Below are 14304 nucleotides of genomic sequence, written 5' to 3' on the forward strand. Positions count from 1 at the left end.
CGGACGGATCGCGGTGCGACCGTCCGGGGCGGCGGAGGAACGGTGACAGGGCCCGCCTCGGCGGGCGGGGCTCACAGGGAGGCGATGACGCGGTCGGCCAGGACGTAGACCGTCTCGTCCTCGCACCCGAAGGTCAGGGCGTAGCCGCCGGAGACGCCGGAGCCGCCGAGCAGCACGGGCGGCTTCCCCGCGCGCAGGGCGTCGGCCAGCCGCTCCGCCGTCTCCCGGTGCCCCGGGGACAGGCAGACGGTGGTGCCGTCGGCGAACAGGTAGACGTCCAACGTGCCCAGGGGGCCGGGGCGCACGTCTGCCAGCTCCGTGCCCGCCTCGGCCACGGCGGCCAGCCGGGCGAGCGTGCGCTCGGGGTTGCTCTCCGGCGCACCGGCCTGCGCCGGAACCACCGGCTCACCCGCCAGGGTGTGGTGCGGGTTGGAGGGGTGACGGCGGCGGGCGGCGGCCCGCCCGGCCGCCTCGGCGTCCGCCCGCGCGGACTCCGCCGGGTCGACGTCGACGTGCCCGGCCTCGACGTGCGCCGCCTCGGCGGCGGGCTCGACACGCGCCTCGACGTCCACGGGCTCGGCGTCGTACTCCCCGTCGGAGTACGCCATGCCGTGCTGCTCGTGCTTGGCGTGCTGCTCGTGCTCGACGTCGGCACGCTCGGGGACCAGCTCCCCGGGGCCGGTCTCACCCCCGGGCTCCCCGGGGTTCCCCGGCCGGGCGGCGGGGGCCCGGTCGCCGGAGTCGCGGTCGGGCTGGCGCGGCACCACGGGCTGGCCGGCCGACGTCGCCACCTCGTCGAGGAGGGCGTCCAGCAGCGCGGCGTCCATGGCGCTCACGATGTGGTCGGAGTGGCCGTCGTAGGGCCCGGCCGCGAGCTCGGAGGCCAGGCCGGGGGGCGGCCCGTCGCCCAGCCCCTCGGCGTCCCGCGCCTCCTGGGCGGCCCAGAAGGCGCGCGCCTCGGCGAGCTCACGCTCGCGTTCGGCCGCGAGCGCGTCCGCGACCGCGGCCCGGACCTCCTCGCCGACGGGCTCCGCACGGGCGGCGGGCACGGCACGGCGTGCCCGGGTCGCGAGGTCACGGCGGAGTCCGGCCACCTCGCGGCGCAGCCCGCGCACGGCGTGCAGGGCGGCCCCGCCGAGGGCCGCGACGACCACGGCGGCCAGCAGCAGGATGAGGGATATGGCGATCACTGGACGTTCTCCCGACTCGGCTTCAGCCCCGATTCCTACCTCACCTTTACCGCGCCCCGGGCTCAAGCACAGCGGAAAACGTCACAAAACGTGCATGTACCCCCGAACGAACCTCTGGCCAAAGCCTTACTGAGCTGCGAAAAGAGTACGCCCCTGGGAGGTAGATCACATCCCAGGGACGTACCACCCCCGGGGTCACCCGGCCCGGCGGCCGGACGACCCGCGGGGCCGCGTCAGCTCAGGCGCTCCAGGACCATGGCCATGCCCTGGCCGCCGCCCACGCACATCGTCTCCAGCGCGAACTGCTTGTCGTGCCACTGGAGCGAGTTGATCAGCGTCGTCGTGATGCGGGCGCCCGTCATGCCGAAGGGGTGGCCGACGGCGATCGCGCCGCCGTTGACGTTCAGCCGGTCCAGGTCGATGCCCAGGTCCCGGTAGGAGGGGATGACCTGCGCGGCGAAGGCCTCGTTGATCTCCACCAGGTCCATGTCGCCGATGGTCATCCCCGCCCGGGCCAGCGCCTGCCTGCTCGCCTCGACGGGGCCGTAGCCCATGATCTCCGGCGACAGCCCGGAAACCCCGGTGGAGACGACGCGGGCCAGCGGCGTGATCCCCAGTTCGCGGGCCTTCGTGTCGGACATGACGACCAGCGCCGCGGCACCGTCGTTCAGCGGGCAGCAGTTGCCCGCCGTCACCAGGCCATCGGGGCGGAAGACCGGCTTCAGCCCCTCGACGCCCTCCAGCGTGACGCCCGCACGGGGGCCGTCGTCCTTGCCGACCACGGTGCCGTCCGGCGTCGTCACCGGCGTGATCTCGCGCTCCCAGAAGCCGTCCGCGATGGCCTTCTCGGCGAGGTTCTGCGAGCGGACGCCGAACTCGTCCATGTCCCGCCGGGTGACGCCCTTCACCCGGGCCAGGTTCTCGGCGGTCTGCCCCATGGCGATGTAGACGTCGGGGAGCTCGCCGGCCTCGCGCGGGTCCGTCCAGCCCTCGCCGCCCTGCTCGGCGCGGGCCTCCGTACGGGCCTCGGCGTCGGCGAAGATCGGGTTGTGGGTGTCCGGCAGCCCGTCCGAGCTGCCCTTCACACTGCGGGAGACCGTCTCGACGCCCGCCGAGATGAAGACGTCGCCCTCGCCCGCCTTGATCGCGTGCATCGCCATCCGCGTCGTCTGCAGGGAGGACGAGCAGTAGCGGGTGATGGTGCAGCCGGGCAGGTGGTCCATGCCGAGCTGCACGGCCACCACGCGGCCGAGGTTGTGACCCTGCTCACCGCCGGGGAGACCGCAGCCCAGCATCAGGTCGTCGATGTCCCGCGGGTCGAGCTGCGGGACCTTGGCCAGCGCGGCGCGCACGATCTCCGTGGTGAGGTCGTCGGGGCGCACGTCCTTGAGGGAGCCCTTGAAGGCGCGCCCGATCGGCGAACGGGCGGCGGAAACGATCACTGCTTCGGGCATGACGACTCCAGGAAGAACGGACGGGCCGGAACTCCTCGCGAAGCTACCCGTGCGTAGCGCCGAGGTCACGGTTCCCGTCGTGTGAAACGGCTCGCAACGGCGGCCCGACCGGCGCGACCGGCCCCGGCACGGACCGCGACCGGCGCGCCGGGGGCCACCGCGCAGGCCCCCGAAGAGGCGTCGCACGGGAACGCCTGTACGAAGGGTGTCACGTAAAGGGAACAATTTCCTCTCTTCCCCGCGTTGGAGCGGTGGACTACCGTGCGACTTTTGCTCAACCATTACCCTGATCGAAGACGCCGTGCCGTGCGGCCATGGAGGAGTGAGATGAGGAGCAGCAACCCGGTCTTCTCGCGACGGGGGTTCAGTCGGGACGGTTCCGCCGGCTTCCAGGCCGGCCAGCCGCAGGCCGGGAACCCCTACGCTGCCCAGGCGGGGAACCCGTACGCCCAGGCGCAGCCGGGCGTGGGCCATGCGCCCGCCGCCCCGCGCACCGACCGCATGACGATGGACGACGTGGTCTCGCGCACCGCGATGACCCTCGGCACCGTCGTCCTGACCGCCACCGCCGCCTGGATCCTGAACGTCGGCCTGGGCATCGCCATCGTCGCGCTGCTCTTCGCCTTCGGCCTGGGCATGTGGCAGTCGTTCAAGGCCAAGGCCTCACCGCCGCTCATCATCGCCTACGCCGTCTTCGAGGGCGTGTTCCTGGGCGCGATGAGCAACTACATCAACACCTACGCCCCCGGGGCCGCCATGCAGGCGGTCATCGGCACCATGGCGGTGTTCGGCGCGGTGCTGTTCCTGTACAAGTCGCGGATCATCCGGGTCAACGCCCGCTTCGCCCGCTTCGCCATCGCCGCCGGCATCGGCTACGGCGTCCTCTGCCTGGTCAACCTCGGCTTCGCGCTCTTCGGCGCGGGTGACGGCTGGGGCTTCCGCACCGGCACCGTCGGCATCCTCATGGGCATCGCCGGTGTCGTCATCGCCTCGCTGTTCCTCGCCCTGGACTTCAAGCAGGTCGAGGACGGCATCGCGTACGGCGCCCCGCGTGAGGAGGCCTGGCTGGCCGCCTTCGGCCTGACGATGACCCTGGCCTGGATCTACTTCGAGTTCCTGCGCCTGGCCTGGATCCTCAACAGCAGCGACTGACACTGCTGACGCGGCTCCACCGCCGCGACGAACGGCCCGCGAGGCGATGCCTCGCGGGCCGTTCCGCGTCTGCTCAGGGCGCCCTTCCCGGACTCCGCCCCACGGGTATCCGCGCCGCCTCGGTCAGTACCGCGTATCCGGCAGAACCGCACGGCGTTCCCGCGTGCCGCCGGCTCTGCGTGTCGGTTCAGTGCTTGCGTGCGGCCCGGCCGCGACGGCGGTCGTGCTCGTGGATGATGGCCTTCGCGTGGCCGTAGGCGAGGTTGTGCTCCCCGCGCAGCCAGCTCACCTTGTCCTCGAAGCGGAAGAACGACGGACCGTCGTCGACGGTCCGCATCCAGTCCCCCACTTCACGGCCCGTGCACTCGGGGATGCGGGCGAGCAGGTTCTGATGGGTCTCGTCGGAGAAGAGTTGGGACATCGGCGCCTCCGGACGCGTTCGCTGAGTCCTTCCCGACACCGTGCCCGAGGAGCGGGGCCTTGGCAACAGGCCCTCCGGGGGCCGAAGGCTTCCACCGGGGGCGCATAGGCTTGCGGCGTGCTCGATGTGATGCCCCTGATGACCGCCGTCGACGCGCTCGCCGACCGGCTGCGCGCCCTGCCGCAGAGTGCCCTGCGGCGCGGCGCCGCCGCCGAGGCGCTGGCACTGGCCCGCGAGCTCGCGGCACGGGCCCAGCGCGTCGAGGGGCCGGGGCACGCCCCCCGGGAGCTGCCGGACGCGGGCCTGTTCGCCGTCGGCGACCAGGTGGCGGTGGCCGGGCACGACCTGGCCCAGGCCCTGCTGGCCGAGACGGCGCGGGCGGGCGGCACGCCCTCGGAGGCGGTCGGCCGGGAGCTGGCCGAGGCGCTGGAGCGGGTGGCGGCCACGACCCGCGCCACCCTGCACTGAGCTCACGGGCTCACGGGCTCACGGGATCGGCCTCACGGACCGCGGGCTCGGGCGCTCGCGGGCTCAGGGCAGGAAGAGGCCGCGTTCGGCCGCCCGGGCGTCGAACTCCTCCAGCCGCGCCTGGGCGTCGGGGAGTTCGTCGCACATGGCCTCCAGCAGCACCCGGCCGAGGAGCATCGGCGCGCAGGCGGTGTCGAAGACCAGCCCGGTGCCGACGGCGGCCGGCAGCAGGATGTCCTCGGGGTGCGCGACGGGTGTGAAGGCGCTGTCGGCGACCGTGACGACGCGCAGCCCGGCCGCCCGGGCCTGCTCGACGGCGTCGAGGACCTCGCGCGGGTGCCGGGGCAGGGCGAAGCACATCAGGGCGGTGGCCCCGGCCCGCCCGGCGGCGTCGATGCGGTCGGCGAGCATGGTGCCGCCCTCGTCCAGCAGCCGCACGTCCGGGTGCACCTTCGCGGCGAAGTAGGCGAACCCGCGGGCCTGCGCGGAGGCGGCGCGCAGCCCGAGCACGGGCAGCGGCCGCGAGCCGGCCAGGACCCGTGCGGCCTCGGCGACGGGGGCGGGGTCGGCGAGCTGGGCGGCCAGCAGCCGCAGGTTGGCGATCTCCTCGCGCACGGCCTGCTGGTAGGCGTTCGCCGTGTGCTCGCCCTCGCCGCCCGGGGCTCCGCCGCCGGGGGTCTCCCGCAGGTGGCGGCGCAGCGCGGGGTAGCCGTCAAAGCCGAGCGCCACCGCGAACCGGGTCACCGAGGGCTGGCTCACCCCGGCCAGCTCGGCCAGCTCGACACTGGAGAGGAAGGGCGCGTCGTCGGCCCGCCTCACCATGCACTGCGCGATGCGCCGCTGCGTCGGGGTGAGCCGGTGCCCCTCGAACAGCTTGTGCAACCGTGCCGCCGCGCCGGACATGGCCTCCACCCGCCCTCCCTGTGCTTTCATCCCTCGCCGTTCCTGTATGACTCTATGCAAAGGGTGGGCGGGCCGGTGCGGCGACCGGGGGGTTAGCCCCCGTGCCTTCCGCACCAACGCGGCCTACCGTCACCGGTATGAGTGCGGTGGACCCCGAAATGAAGCGGGAACTGGACGCGACCCTGCAGACGCGCGAGGAGCTGGGCCCCGAGTACGACGACGCGCTCGTCGACTCGTTCCTGGAGAAGGTCGACGTCCGGCTGAACGAGATCGTGGACACCCGGGTGCGGCGGCGCCTGGCCGAGCAGCGCATGTCGGCCGTGCGGGAGGCGTCGTCCGGGCGTCGCGGGCTGGACGGCCCGTCCGGCCCCGGCGCCGTCTTCGCCCTGGCCGTGATCTCCCTGGTGCTCGGCATCCCGCTCTCCGCGGTGGCCGGGGACCAGGCGGGGCTGGCCGGGATCCTCGTCGCCTGGGCCGGGATCGTCGGCGTCAACGCCTTCCACTCGGCCGGCCGGCTGCCCTGGGGCCACCGCCGCGCCGAGGACGGGGACTGAGGCGGGAGGAGGGAACGGGGGACCGTCGAACCCCCGGTGTGACACCGGGGTCGGGACGACGACGGTCCCCCGGGGCGCGTGAGACGTGCCCGGGCGGCGCATTCTCCGGGAGCCGCTCCGGAGTGCCGCAACGCATCGGCGCCGTTGCCGACACCCGTCATGATGCCGGGCCGCTGTTAACGGACCGTTGCGCGGCCGTGACTCCTGTGCCACCGGCCGCGCACCGTGTTTCCGCCGTGTTCCACGGCCCGTCGAGAGCCCCTACTTGGCCAGGAACGCCAGCAGGTCCTGACGGCTGACGACACCCGTCGGCTTGCCGTCGAAGAGCACGATCGCCGCGTCCGCGTGCTCCAGCACGGCCATCAGGTCGTTTACCGGCTCGCCCGAGCCGACCTGCGGCAACGGTTCGCTCATGTGCTTCTCCAGCGGGTCGCCGAGGGAGGCGCGCTGGGTGAAGAGCGCGTCCAGCAGTTCCCGCTCGACGACGGAGCCGACGACCTCGGCCGCCATCACGTCCGGGTGGCCCGCGCCGGGCTTGACGATCGGCATCTGGGAGACCCCGTACTCGCGCAGCACGTCGATCGCCTCGCCGACCGTCTCCTCGGGATGCATGTGGACGAGCGAGGGCATCGCGCCGCCCTCCTTGTGGTTCAGCACGTCCGCGACCCGGGCCGCCGTCGGCTCACCCTCGGCGAGGAAGCCGTAGTCGGCCATCCAGTCGTCGTTGAAGATCTTCGACATGTAGCCGCGCCCGCTGTCCGGCAGCAGGACGACGACGACGTCCTCGGGCGTGAGCCGCTCGGCGACGCGCAGCGCGGCGACCACGGCCATACCGCAGGAGCCGCCCACCAGCAGGCCCTCCTCCTTGGCCAGGCGGCGGGTCATCTGGAAGGAGTCCTTGTCGGACACGGCGATGATCTCGTCCGTGACGTCACGGTCGTAGGCGGAGGGCCAGAAGTCCTCGCCGACGCCCTCCACCAGGTAGGGGCGACCCGAGCCGCCGGAGTAGACCGAGCCCTCCGGGTCGGCGCCGACGATCCGCACCCGGCCCTCGGAGACCTCCTTGAGGTAGCGGCCGGTACCGGAGATCGTGCCGCCGGTGCCGATGCCCGCCACGAAGTGGGTGATACGGCCGTCCGTCTGCTCCCACAGCTCGGGACCGGTCGTCTCGTAGTGGGACCGCGGGTTGTTCGGGTTGCTGTACTGGTCCGGCTTCCAGGCCCCGGGGGTCTCCCGCACCAGCCGGTCGGACACGTTGTAATAGGAGTCGGGGTGTTCCGGCGCGACGGCGGTCGGGCAGACGACGACCTCGGCGCCGTAGGCCCGCAGCACGTTGATCTTGTCCGTCGACACCTTGTCCGGGCAGACGAAGATGCAGCGGTATCCCTTCTGCTGGGCGACGATCGCCAGCCCCACGCCCGTGTTGCCGGACGTCGGCTCGACGATCACGCCGCCGGGCTTCAGCTCGCCGGAGCGCTCGGCCGCCTCGATCATGCGGACCGCGATGCGGTCCTTCACCGAACCGCCGGGGTTGAAGTACTCCACCTTCGCCAGGACGGTGGCCCCGGAGGCGGACGTGACGTTGTTCAGCTTGATCAGCGGGGTGTTGCCGACCAGCTCGATCATCGACTCGTGATACTGCAATGTGGTCTCCGCATCGGAAGGAGCGACCGCGATCGCGGTCCCGTGACAGCAGCCTATTCCGCGGACCCGCCTTACGGGGCGTTGCAGCGGGGACCGGGGCGGGCAACAACCGGATAGGCGCGCGAACGGGAGACGGGGCGGGCCGCCGACGGAACGGCGCGACGGGAAGGGCGGGCAGGGGATGTCCAGGGCGAGGGTGGCGCGGCGTATCGCGGCCGCCGCCGCGTACGGCGGGAGCGGGATCGGACTGCTGGGCGGCGCGGCGGTCGGCGTGCTGGTGGCGGAGGTACAGCTCACCAGACGGAAGGTCGGCGGCCCCCCGGAGCTGCCGCCCCAGGCCGACGGCCGGTACGGCGCCGCCTTCGGACAGCGCGGCGTCCCCGCCCTGCGCCTGGCCTTCCTGGGCGACTCCACAGCCGCCGGGCAGGGGGTCTACCGCGCCCGCCAGACCCCCGGCGCGCTCGTCGCCTCCGGCCTCGGCGCCGTCGCCGAGCGCCCGGTACGGCTGCGGAACGTCGCCCTCCCCGGCGCGTGCTCGGACGACCTCGACCGCCAGGTCAGCCTGCTGCTGGCCGACCCCGACCGCGTCCCCGACGTGTGCGTCGTCATGATCGGGGCCAACGACGTCACCGAGCGGATGCCGCTCGGCCGCTCGGTGCGGTACCTCTCGGACGCCGTGACGCGGCTGTGCTCGGCGGGCTGCGAGGTCGTCGTCGGCACCTGCCCGGACCTGGGCTCGGTGGAGCCCATGGGCCAGCCGCTGCGCTGGCTCGCCCGGCGGCTGAGCCGGCAGCTCGCCGCCGCGCAGACCATCGCCGTCGTCGCCCGCGGCGGCCGCACCGTGTCCCTGGGCGACCTCCTCGGCCCGGAGTTCGCCGCCAACCCGCGCGAGCTGTTCGGGCCCGACCGCTACCACCCTTCCGCCGAGGGCTACGCCACGGCCGCCATGGCCGTCCTGCCGACCGTGTGCGGGGCGCTCGGGCTGTGGCCCGAGGCCGAGGAGCGGCCGGACGCCGCCCGCCGCGAGGGCCTGCTGCCCGTGGCCCACGCCGCGGTGCAGGCCGCCTCCGAGGGCGGCACCGAGGTCAGCGCCGCCCGGGGCCCCTGGGCCCTCCTGCGCCACCGCAGGCGCCGCCGTCTCCCCGCCGAGGACCCGGCCCAGGCCCCGGAGACCACCGACCCGAACGCCACCGCGGACACCGACACGCGCCCCGACAGGGACGCCGGGGCCGGACGGGCGAACTGACCGGACGTCAACTTCGCCCGCTCCGCTGCCCATCCGTGGCCAAAACCCGACGCACAGTGTCAGTGGGTGCCCCTATTCTGTAACCCATGACCTTCTCCTCCCCGTCTCACGACCCGGCTCGCCCCGCCCCGGCCGACGACGTGAACGCCGCCATCCGGCGCCTGATGGAGCAGCCCGCCGACGCCCGGCGGGCCGAGGAGTACAGCCGCCTGCTCACCCTGTGGGCCCGCGCCGCGTCCGACACCTCCGCCTGGACGACCGCCGCCTGAGCCGGACGGGGACTCACAGCACGGCGATACCCAGGAGCCACACCGCGGCAACGGCCGCCCACCGGTCAAGGCGCCGGCATGACCGGCTGGCCCGTCTCGTCGACCGTGAGGGACCAGTCCGGGTCGTAGGGCACGACGGGCTCGGCACCCGGAACGCAGACGGGCTCGGCCGCGGAGGTAGCCGTTCCGTCGGTGGAACACGGCGGCTCGGGGAATGGCTCGCCCGTGCAGGCGGCCAGGACCAGCAGCAGGGAGAGGGCGGGGAGAAGGGGGCCGGGGGACGGCACGGGCGGCTCTCCGCGTCGACGGGGTGGGTGCCTGGGCGCGGGTGGGGGCTGGAAACGGCCCGTCCGGCGCCGGGGAGCGCCGGTGTGCCCGGAGCCGGACTCGAACCGGCACGGCCCACGAGGCCAACGAGGTTTAAGCTCGTCGTGTCTACATTCCACCATCCGGGCACCGACTTCCGGGTCCGCCAGGCGGCGGGGACCCGCTTCGAGGGTGCGCAACGAGAATAACCGGATCTGTGCTTCCAACGTCGCGTTCGGTGAACGATGTTGTCTTATTTTATTGCTGCCTGACGCTCCGTCAGACGTTACCAGCACGATCAGGCTCTCCGGTTGGCATATGCCGGTGGGTCAGGAATGTCGCAAAGTCGTCGGGTGGGCGGCGGGAAGGGCCCGGCCCAGGCCCGCCCGGGGCCGTCCGGTTTCGGCCGGGACCGGCCCCCCGGGGGGGCGCCGGAGACGGGTCGGGGTCGGAGTCATCCGGAGGTAGGACGGAGCCGCCGGGGCGGATACGCCGGAAGGCGGCCCCAAGACGGGCGGCAGGGCTGATCCCCGGGGCCGGGCGCGGGCCCACGATGGGGTGGTACCCCTTCGCCTGACCGAACAGGAGCCCGTTCCCGTGACCACCAGCACCACCCAGCCAGGCGCGCCCGCCACCGTCCGTACGGGGGCGGCGGCCGCCAGCGCCGCCGACCTGTCCAAGGTCTACGGCACGGGCGAGACGAAGGTGATCGCCCTGGACCGGGTCTCCGTGGAGTTCCGCCGTGGGGAGTTCACCGCGATCATGGGCCCGTCCGGATCCGGCAAGTCGACGCTCATGCACTGCATGGCCGGGCTCGACTCCGTCTCCAGCGGCTCCGCGCGCATCGGCGACGCCGAGCTGACGACGCTGAAGGAGAAGAAGCTGACCCGGCTGCGCCGGGACAAGATCGGCTTCATCTTCCAGGCGTTCAACCTCCTGCCCACCCTGAACGCGCTGGAGAACATCACGCTGCCCCTGGACATAGCGGGGCGCAGAGTGGACCGCGCCTGGCTGGACCAGGTCGTGGAGACGGTGGGCCTGAGCGGGCGGCTGAAGCACCGGCCCAGCCAGCTCTCCGGCGGGCAGCAGCAGCGGGTGGCCGTGGCCCGCGCCCTCGCCTCCCGGCCGGAGATCATCTTCGGCGACGAGCCCACCGGCAACCTGGACTCCCGCTCCGGCGCCGAGGTCCTCGGCTTCCTGCGGAACTCGGTGCGCGAGCTGGGGCAGACGGTCGTGATCGTCACCCACGACGCGGTGGCCGCCTCCTACGCGGACCGCGTGATCTTCCTCGCCGACGGCCGGATCGTGGACGACATGGCCGCGCCCACCGCCGACAAGGTGCTGGAGCGGATGAAGGGCTTCGACGCCAAGGGGCGCACGAGCTGAGCCCGGCGCTCCCCGTCGCGCCCGTACCCTCCCGCCCGGCCTCCCCCGAACCTCCCGTAGGACTCCACCATGTTCCGTACCGCTGTGCGCACTGTGCTCGCGCACAAGGCCCGGTTGCTGATGACCGTGCTCGCCGTCCTGCTCGGCGTGGCGTTCGTCGCCGACACCCTGGTGTTCACCTCGACCGTCTCGACCGCGTTCCAGAGGAGCTCCGAGAAGGGCTTCGAACACGTCGACGTGGCCCTCCGGCCCGACTCCGACGCGTCCACCACCCCCGGCGACGCCCCGGCGCTGCGCCAGGAGCTGCTGGACGAGGCCGCCGGGCTGCCCGGGGTCGCGCGCGCCACCGGCACCGTGTCCGGGTTCGCCGCCCTGGCGGACCGGGACGGCGACCTCGTCGGCCAGGGCTGGTCCTCACGCGGCGCCAACTACTCTCCGGGGGCGGACGGTTCGGACGACCGCTACCCGATGCGGAGCGGACGCGCGCCGCAGCGGGCCGGTGAGATCGCGCTGGACGCGAAGACCGCCGAGCGCACCGGCTACGAGGTCGGTGACACCGTGCGGATGTCCGTGGACGGACCCGTGCGCACCGAGGAGGTCACCGGCGTCTTCACCACCGACGACGGCAACGTGGCGGCCGGCGGCACGCTCGTCCTCTTCGACACCGACACGGCCCAGCGCCTCTACGGGGAGGCGGGCCAGTACGACGAGATCACGCTGACGGCGGCCGAGGGCACCTCGCAGGCGGAGCTGAAGCGGACCGTGGAGGACGTCCTCCCGACGACCGCCGAGGCCGTCACGGGGGCCAGGCTCGCCGACGACCAGTCGCGGATGATCGCGTCGGAGATGAGCGGCATGAAGACGAGCATGCTCGTCTTCGCGGGCATCGCGCTCTTCGTGGGCGTCTTCATCATCGCCAACACCTTCACCATGCTCGTCGCCCAGCGCACCAAGGAGCTGGCGCTGCTGCGGGCCGTGGGGGCGAGCCGGCGGCAGGTGACGCGGTCGGTGCTGATCGAGGCCACCGTCGTCGGGCTGGTCGCCGGGGTCGCCGGGCTGGCCGCCGGGGTCGGCATCGGGGCCGGGCTGCGTTCGCTCATGGGCTCCCTCGGGGTCACCGTCCCGGACGGACCGCTTCAGGTCGGCACGGACGCGATCGTCACCTCGCTGCTGGTCGGCGTCGTCGTCACCGTGCTGGCGGCGTGGCTGCCCGCCCGCCGGGCCGCCAAGATCCCGCCGGTCGCGGCGATGAACAGCGTCCACGCGAAGACCTCGGGCCGCGGGCTCCTCCTGCGCAACACGGTCGGCTCGCTGCTGGCCGGGGGCGGTGCGGCGCTGGTGCTGGCCGGCACCGGCATGGACGCGGACGCCGCCAAGGGCCCGATGGGGCTCGGCGCCGCCCTCCTGGTGATCGGCGTCTTCGTCCTGACACCGCTGCTGTCGCGGCCGCTGATCGCCGCCGCGTCCCCGCTGCTGCGCGTGTTCGGGGTCTCCGGGAAGCTGGCCCGGCTGAACGCCGTCCGCAACCCGCGCCGCACGGCCGCGACGGCCTCCGCGCTGATGATCGGTCTGACGTTGATCACCGGGATGACGGTGCTGGCCGGGGGTGCCCAGAAGGGCATCGAGAAGATGGCCACAAACGCCCTGAAGGCCGACTACGCCGTCTCCATGGCGAGCTTCAGCCCCCTGGCCCCCGAGGTGGCGGAGGCACTGGCCGACGACGAGCGGGTGACGGCGGTCAGCCCGCTGCGCAACTCGCCGGCCGAGGTCGACGGCTCCACCGAGTACCTGACCGGCGTCAACGGGCGGGACCTCGGCGAGCTGCTGTCGCTGGACTTCGCCGCCGGCTCCCTGGAGGGCCTCGGCGGTGACGCGGCCATCGTCGACGCCGACACGGCCGAGGAGTACGACTGGACGCGGGGCTCCACCATCCCGCTGACCTACGAGGACGGGGAGCGCGGCGAGCTGACCGTCTCCGGCGTCTACGAGGGCAACGAGATGCTCCGGGGCATCATGCTCGACACCGCCACCCTGGACCCGCACATGGAGCGGGTGACGGACATGCAGGTGCTGGTCAAGACCGAGGGCGGGGCGAGCGAGGCCACGCAGGACGCGCTGGAGCGGACGCTGGGCGACAACCCGGCCGTCCTGGTGCAGGACGAGGGCGACATCTCCGAGGAGATCGCCTCCATGTTCACCCTCATGCTCAACATGCTCTACGGGCTGCTGGCCATGGCGGTCGTCGTCGCGGTGCTCGGCGTCGTGAACACCCTGGCGATGTCCGTCTTCGAACGGTCCCCGGAGATCGGCATGCTGCGCGCGGTGGGCCTGGACCGCCGCTCGGTGAAGTCGATGGTCCGGCTGGAGTCCGTCGTCATCTCCCTCTTCGGCGGGGTGATGGGCCTCGGCCTCGGGGTCTTCTTCGGCTGGGCGGCCGGGGAGATCGTCGGCGGCGTCCTGCCGACGTACGAACTGGTCCTGCCCTGGGGCCGGATGGCCCTCTTCCTCCTCCTGGCCGCCGTGGTCGGCGTGCTGGCCGCCATGTGGCCCGCCCGGCGGGCCTCCCGCCTCAACATGCTCGCGGCCATCAAGGCCGAGTGAGGACGGGCCGGGCGGAGCGGTGAGGACGGGCGGGGCCCGGTGCGTTCGCACCGGGCCCCGCCCGCCGTCGCGAGCCCGTCACGGGGCGGCCGCGGCGCAGGTGCGGCGGGAACCGCCGGGGAGCGAAAGGGGATGGTGCCGTCGCACGCTTCACCGAAGCAATGCAAGCGCGTTCTGAGGAGGAACCCGGTGCCTGCTCTGCTCCACTCCCCCAACGCCAGGCCGAACGCGCGCACCGCTGCGGGCACGCCGCGGGAGAACCCGTCCGGCTGGTCCCGGCTCCTGGGTCTGGCCGCCTGCCGGGGCGCCCGCTTCCGGTTCCGGCCCGCCGCCTCCGAGGGCGTCGCCCGGTGCGTCGTCCTGCGGGTCAAGCGCGGCAAGCGGACGCTGCGCCACGTGCTGGCCGTCGTCCCGGAGGGCTGCGCCCTCGACCTCATCGCGGTGGCCCGGCTCTACGGCGCCGGTTCGGCCGGCTTCGTCACCCCGGAGACGGCCGCGTCCGTCACCGGTTTCAGCGGCCCCCTGCGCCGTACTCGGCCGACCCGGCGCTGGAGCTGATCGTGGATCAGCGTCTGTGCGAGCTCCCGGAGATCGTCTTCAACGACATCCGGCCCGAGGCGTCGATCGCCTTCGACACGGGCGACTTCCTCGCCCTCGCCCGCCCCCGGCTCGGCTCCATCACCGCCTGACCCCGACTCCGCTCGTCTCCC

15 protein-coding genes and 1 tRNA gene are annotated in these 14304 nt (G+C 73.3%); 9 read left to right on the forward strand and 7 right to left on the reverse strand.

Annotated features, from left to right (window positions below; genetic code table 11):
- Nucleotides 1-71: 71 nt before the first annotated feature.
- Both O7609_RS07810 and O7609_RS07815 read right to left on the reverse strand, forming a co-directional pair.
- The gene (locus O7609_RS07810) at nucleotides 72-1190 is read right to left on the reverse strand and encodes a hypothetical protein (protein ID WP_269743308.1); all 1119 of its coding nucleotides are present in this window, start codon (nucleotides 1188-1190) and stop codon (nucleotides 72-74) included.
- A 233-nt stretch (nucleotides 1191-1423) separates the two neighbouring features.
- Nucleotides 1424-2644 (reverse strand): acetyl-CoA C-acetyltransferase, encoded by a 1221-nt coding sequence (locus O7609_RS07815; RefSeq protein ID WP_269734228.1) that lies wholly within the window; start codon nucleotides 2642-2644, stop codon nucleotides 1424-1426.
- Nucleotides 2645-2971: 327 nt separating this feature from the next.
- On the opposite strand from O7609_RS07815, the gene O7609_RS07820 reads away from it, so the two are divergent.
- A complete protein-coding gene (locus tag O7609_RS07820; protein ID WP_269734229.1) occupies nucleotides 2972-3796 on the forward strand; it encodes a Bax inhibitor-1/YccA family protein in 825 nt (274 codons plus the stop codon).
- Nucleotides 3797-3983: 187 nt separating this feature from the next.
- Here O7609_RS07820 and O7609_RS07825 read toward each other — a convergent pair whose 3' ends face one another.
- Nucleotides 3984-4217, reverse strand: coding sequence for a DUF4287 domain-containing protein (locus O7609_RS07825; RefSeq protein ID WP_269734230.1), 234 nt, complete (start codon nucleotides 4215-4217; stop codon nucleotides 3984-3986).
- A 117-nt stretch (nucleotides 4218-4334) separates the two neighbouring features.
- On the opposite strand from O7609_RS07825, the gene O7609_RS07830 reads away from it, so the two are divergent.
- Nucleotides 4335-4685: a hypothetical protein gene (locus O7609_RS07830; protein ID WP_269734231.1), complete on the forward strand. Its 351-nt coding sequence runs from the start codon at nucleotides 4335-4337 to the stop codon at nucleotides 4683-4685.
- Between the two features lie 63 nt (nucleotides 4686-4748).
- Here the strand turns inward: O7609_RS07830 and O7609_RS07835 are convergent, their stop codons facing one another.
- Nucleotides 4749-5618: a MurR/RpiR family transcriptional regulator gene (locus O7609_RS07835; RefSeq protein WP_269734232.1), complete on the reverse strand. Its 870-nt coding sequence runs from the start codon at nucleotides 5616-5618 to the stop codon at nucleotides 4749-4751.
- 107 nt (nucleotides 5619-5725) lie between these two features.
- Between O7609_RS07835 and O7609_RS07840 the strand changes: the two genes are divergently transcribed.
- Entirely contained in the window at nucleotides 5726-6142 is a 417-nt protein-coding gene (locus O7609_RS07840) for a hypothetical protein (RefSeq protein ID WP_269734233.1), read from the forward strand.
- Between the two features lie 261 nt (nucleotides 6143-6403).
- On the opposite strand, the gene O7609_RS07845 is transcribed toward O7609_RS07840, so the two are convergent.
- Nucleotides 6404-7786, reverse strand: coding sequence for a cystathionine beta-synthase (locus O7609_RS07845; RefSeq protein ID WP_269734234.1), 1383 nt, complete (start codon nucleotides 7784-7786; stop codon nucleotides 6404-6406).
- Nucleotides 7787-7967: 181 nt separating this feature from the next.
- On the opposite strand from O7609_RS07845, the gene O7609_RS07850 reads away from it, so the two are divergent.
- Together O7609_RS07850 and O7609_RS07855 are read left to right on the forward strand one after the other, a co-directional pair.
- Nucleotides 7968-9032: an SGNH/GDSL hydrolase family protein gene (locus O7609_RS07850; RefSeq protein WP_269734235.1), complete on the forward strand. Its 1065-nt coding sequence runs from the start codon at nucleotides 7968-7970 to the stop codon at nucleotides 9030-9032.
- A gap of 86 nt (nucleotides 9033-9118) precedes the next feature.
- A complete protein-coding gene (locus O7609_RS07855; RefSeq protein ID WP_269734236.1) occupies nucleotides 9119-9301 on the forward strand; it encodes a hypothetical protein in 183 nt (60 codons plus the stop codon).
- Nucleotides 9302-9366: 65 nt separating this feature from the next.
- Here the strand turns inward: O7609_RS07855 and O7609_RS07860 are convergent, their stop codons facing one another.
- Nucleotides 9367-9588 carry a hypothetical protein gene (locus O7609_RS07860; RefSeq protein WP_269734237.1) on the reverse strand — a complete coding sequence of 74 codons (222 nt, stop codon included), beginning with the start codon at nucleotides 9586-9588 and terminating at the stop codon, nucleotides 9367-9369.
- Between the two features lie 85 nt (nucleotides 9589-9673).
- A tRNA-Leu gene (locus O7609_RS07865) sits at nucleotides 9674-9756 on the reverse strand.
- 448 nt (nucleotides 9757-10204) lie between these two features.
- Here O7609_RS07865 and O7609_RS07870 point away from each other — a divergent pair.
- The 4 genes from O7609_RS07870 to O7609_RS07885 all read left to right on the forward strand — a co-directional run bounded on the left by O7609_RS07870 (nucleotide 10205) and on the right by O7609_RS07885 (nucleotide 14283).
- Entirely contained in the window at nucleotides 10205-10993 is a 789-nt protein-coding gene (locus tag O7609_RS07870; protein ID WP_269734238.1) for an ABC transporter ATP-binding protein, read from the forward strand.
- 69 nt (nucleotides 10994-11062) lie between these two features.
- Nucleotides 11063-13594, forward strand: coding sequence for an ABC transporter permease (locus O7609_RS07875; RefSeq protein ID WP_269743309.1), 2532 nt, complete (start codon nucleotides 11063-11065; stop codon nucleotides 13592-13594).
- A 189-nt stretch (nucleotides 13595-13783) separates the two neighbouring features.
- Nucleotides 13784-14152, forward strand: a complete 369-nt coding sequence (locus tag O7609_RS07880) for a hypothetical protein (protein ID WP_269734240.1) — start codon at nucleotides 13784-13786, stop codon at nucleotides 14150-14152.
- Between the two features lie 2 nt (nucleotides 14153-14154).
- Nucleotides 14155-14283, forward strand: a complete 129-nt coding sequence (locus tag O7609_RS07885) for a hypothetical protein (protein WP_269734241.1) — start codon at nucleotides 14155-14157, stop codon at nucleotides 14281-14283.
- Nucleotides 14284-14304: the final 21 nt, after the last annotated feature.

The organism is Streptomyces sp. WMMC1477 (assembly GCF_027460245.1).
Lineage (GTDB): Bacteria > Actinomycetota > Actinomycetes > Streptomycetales > Streptomycetaceae > Streptomyces.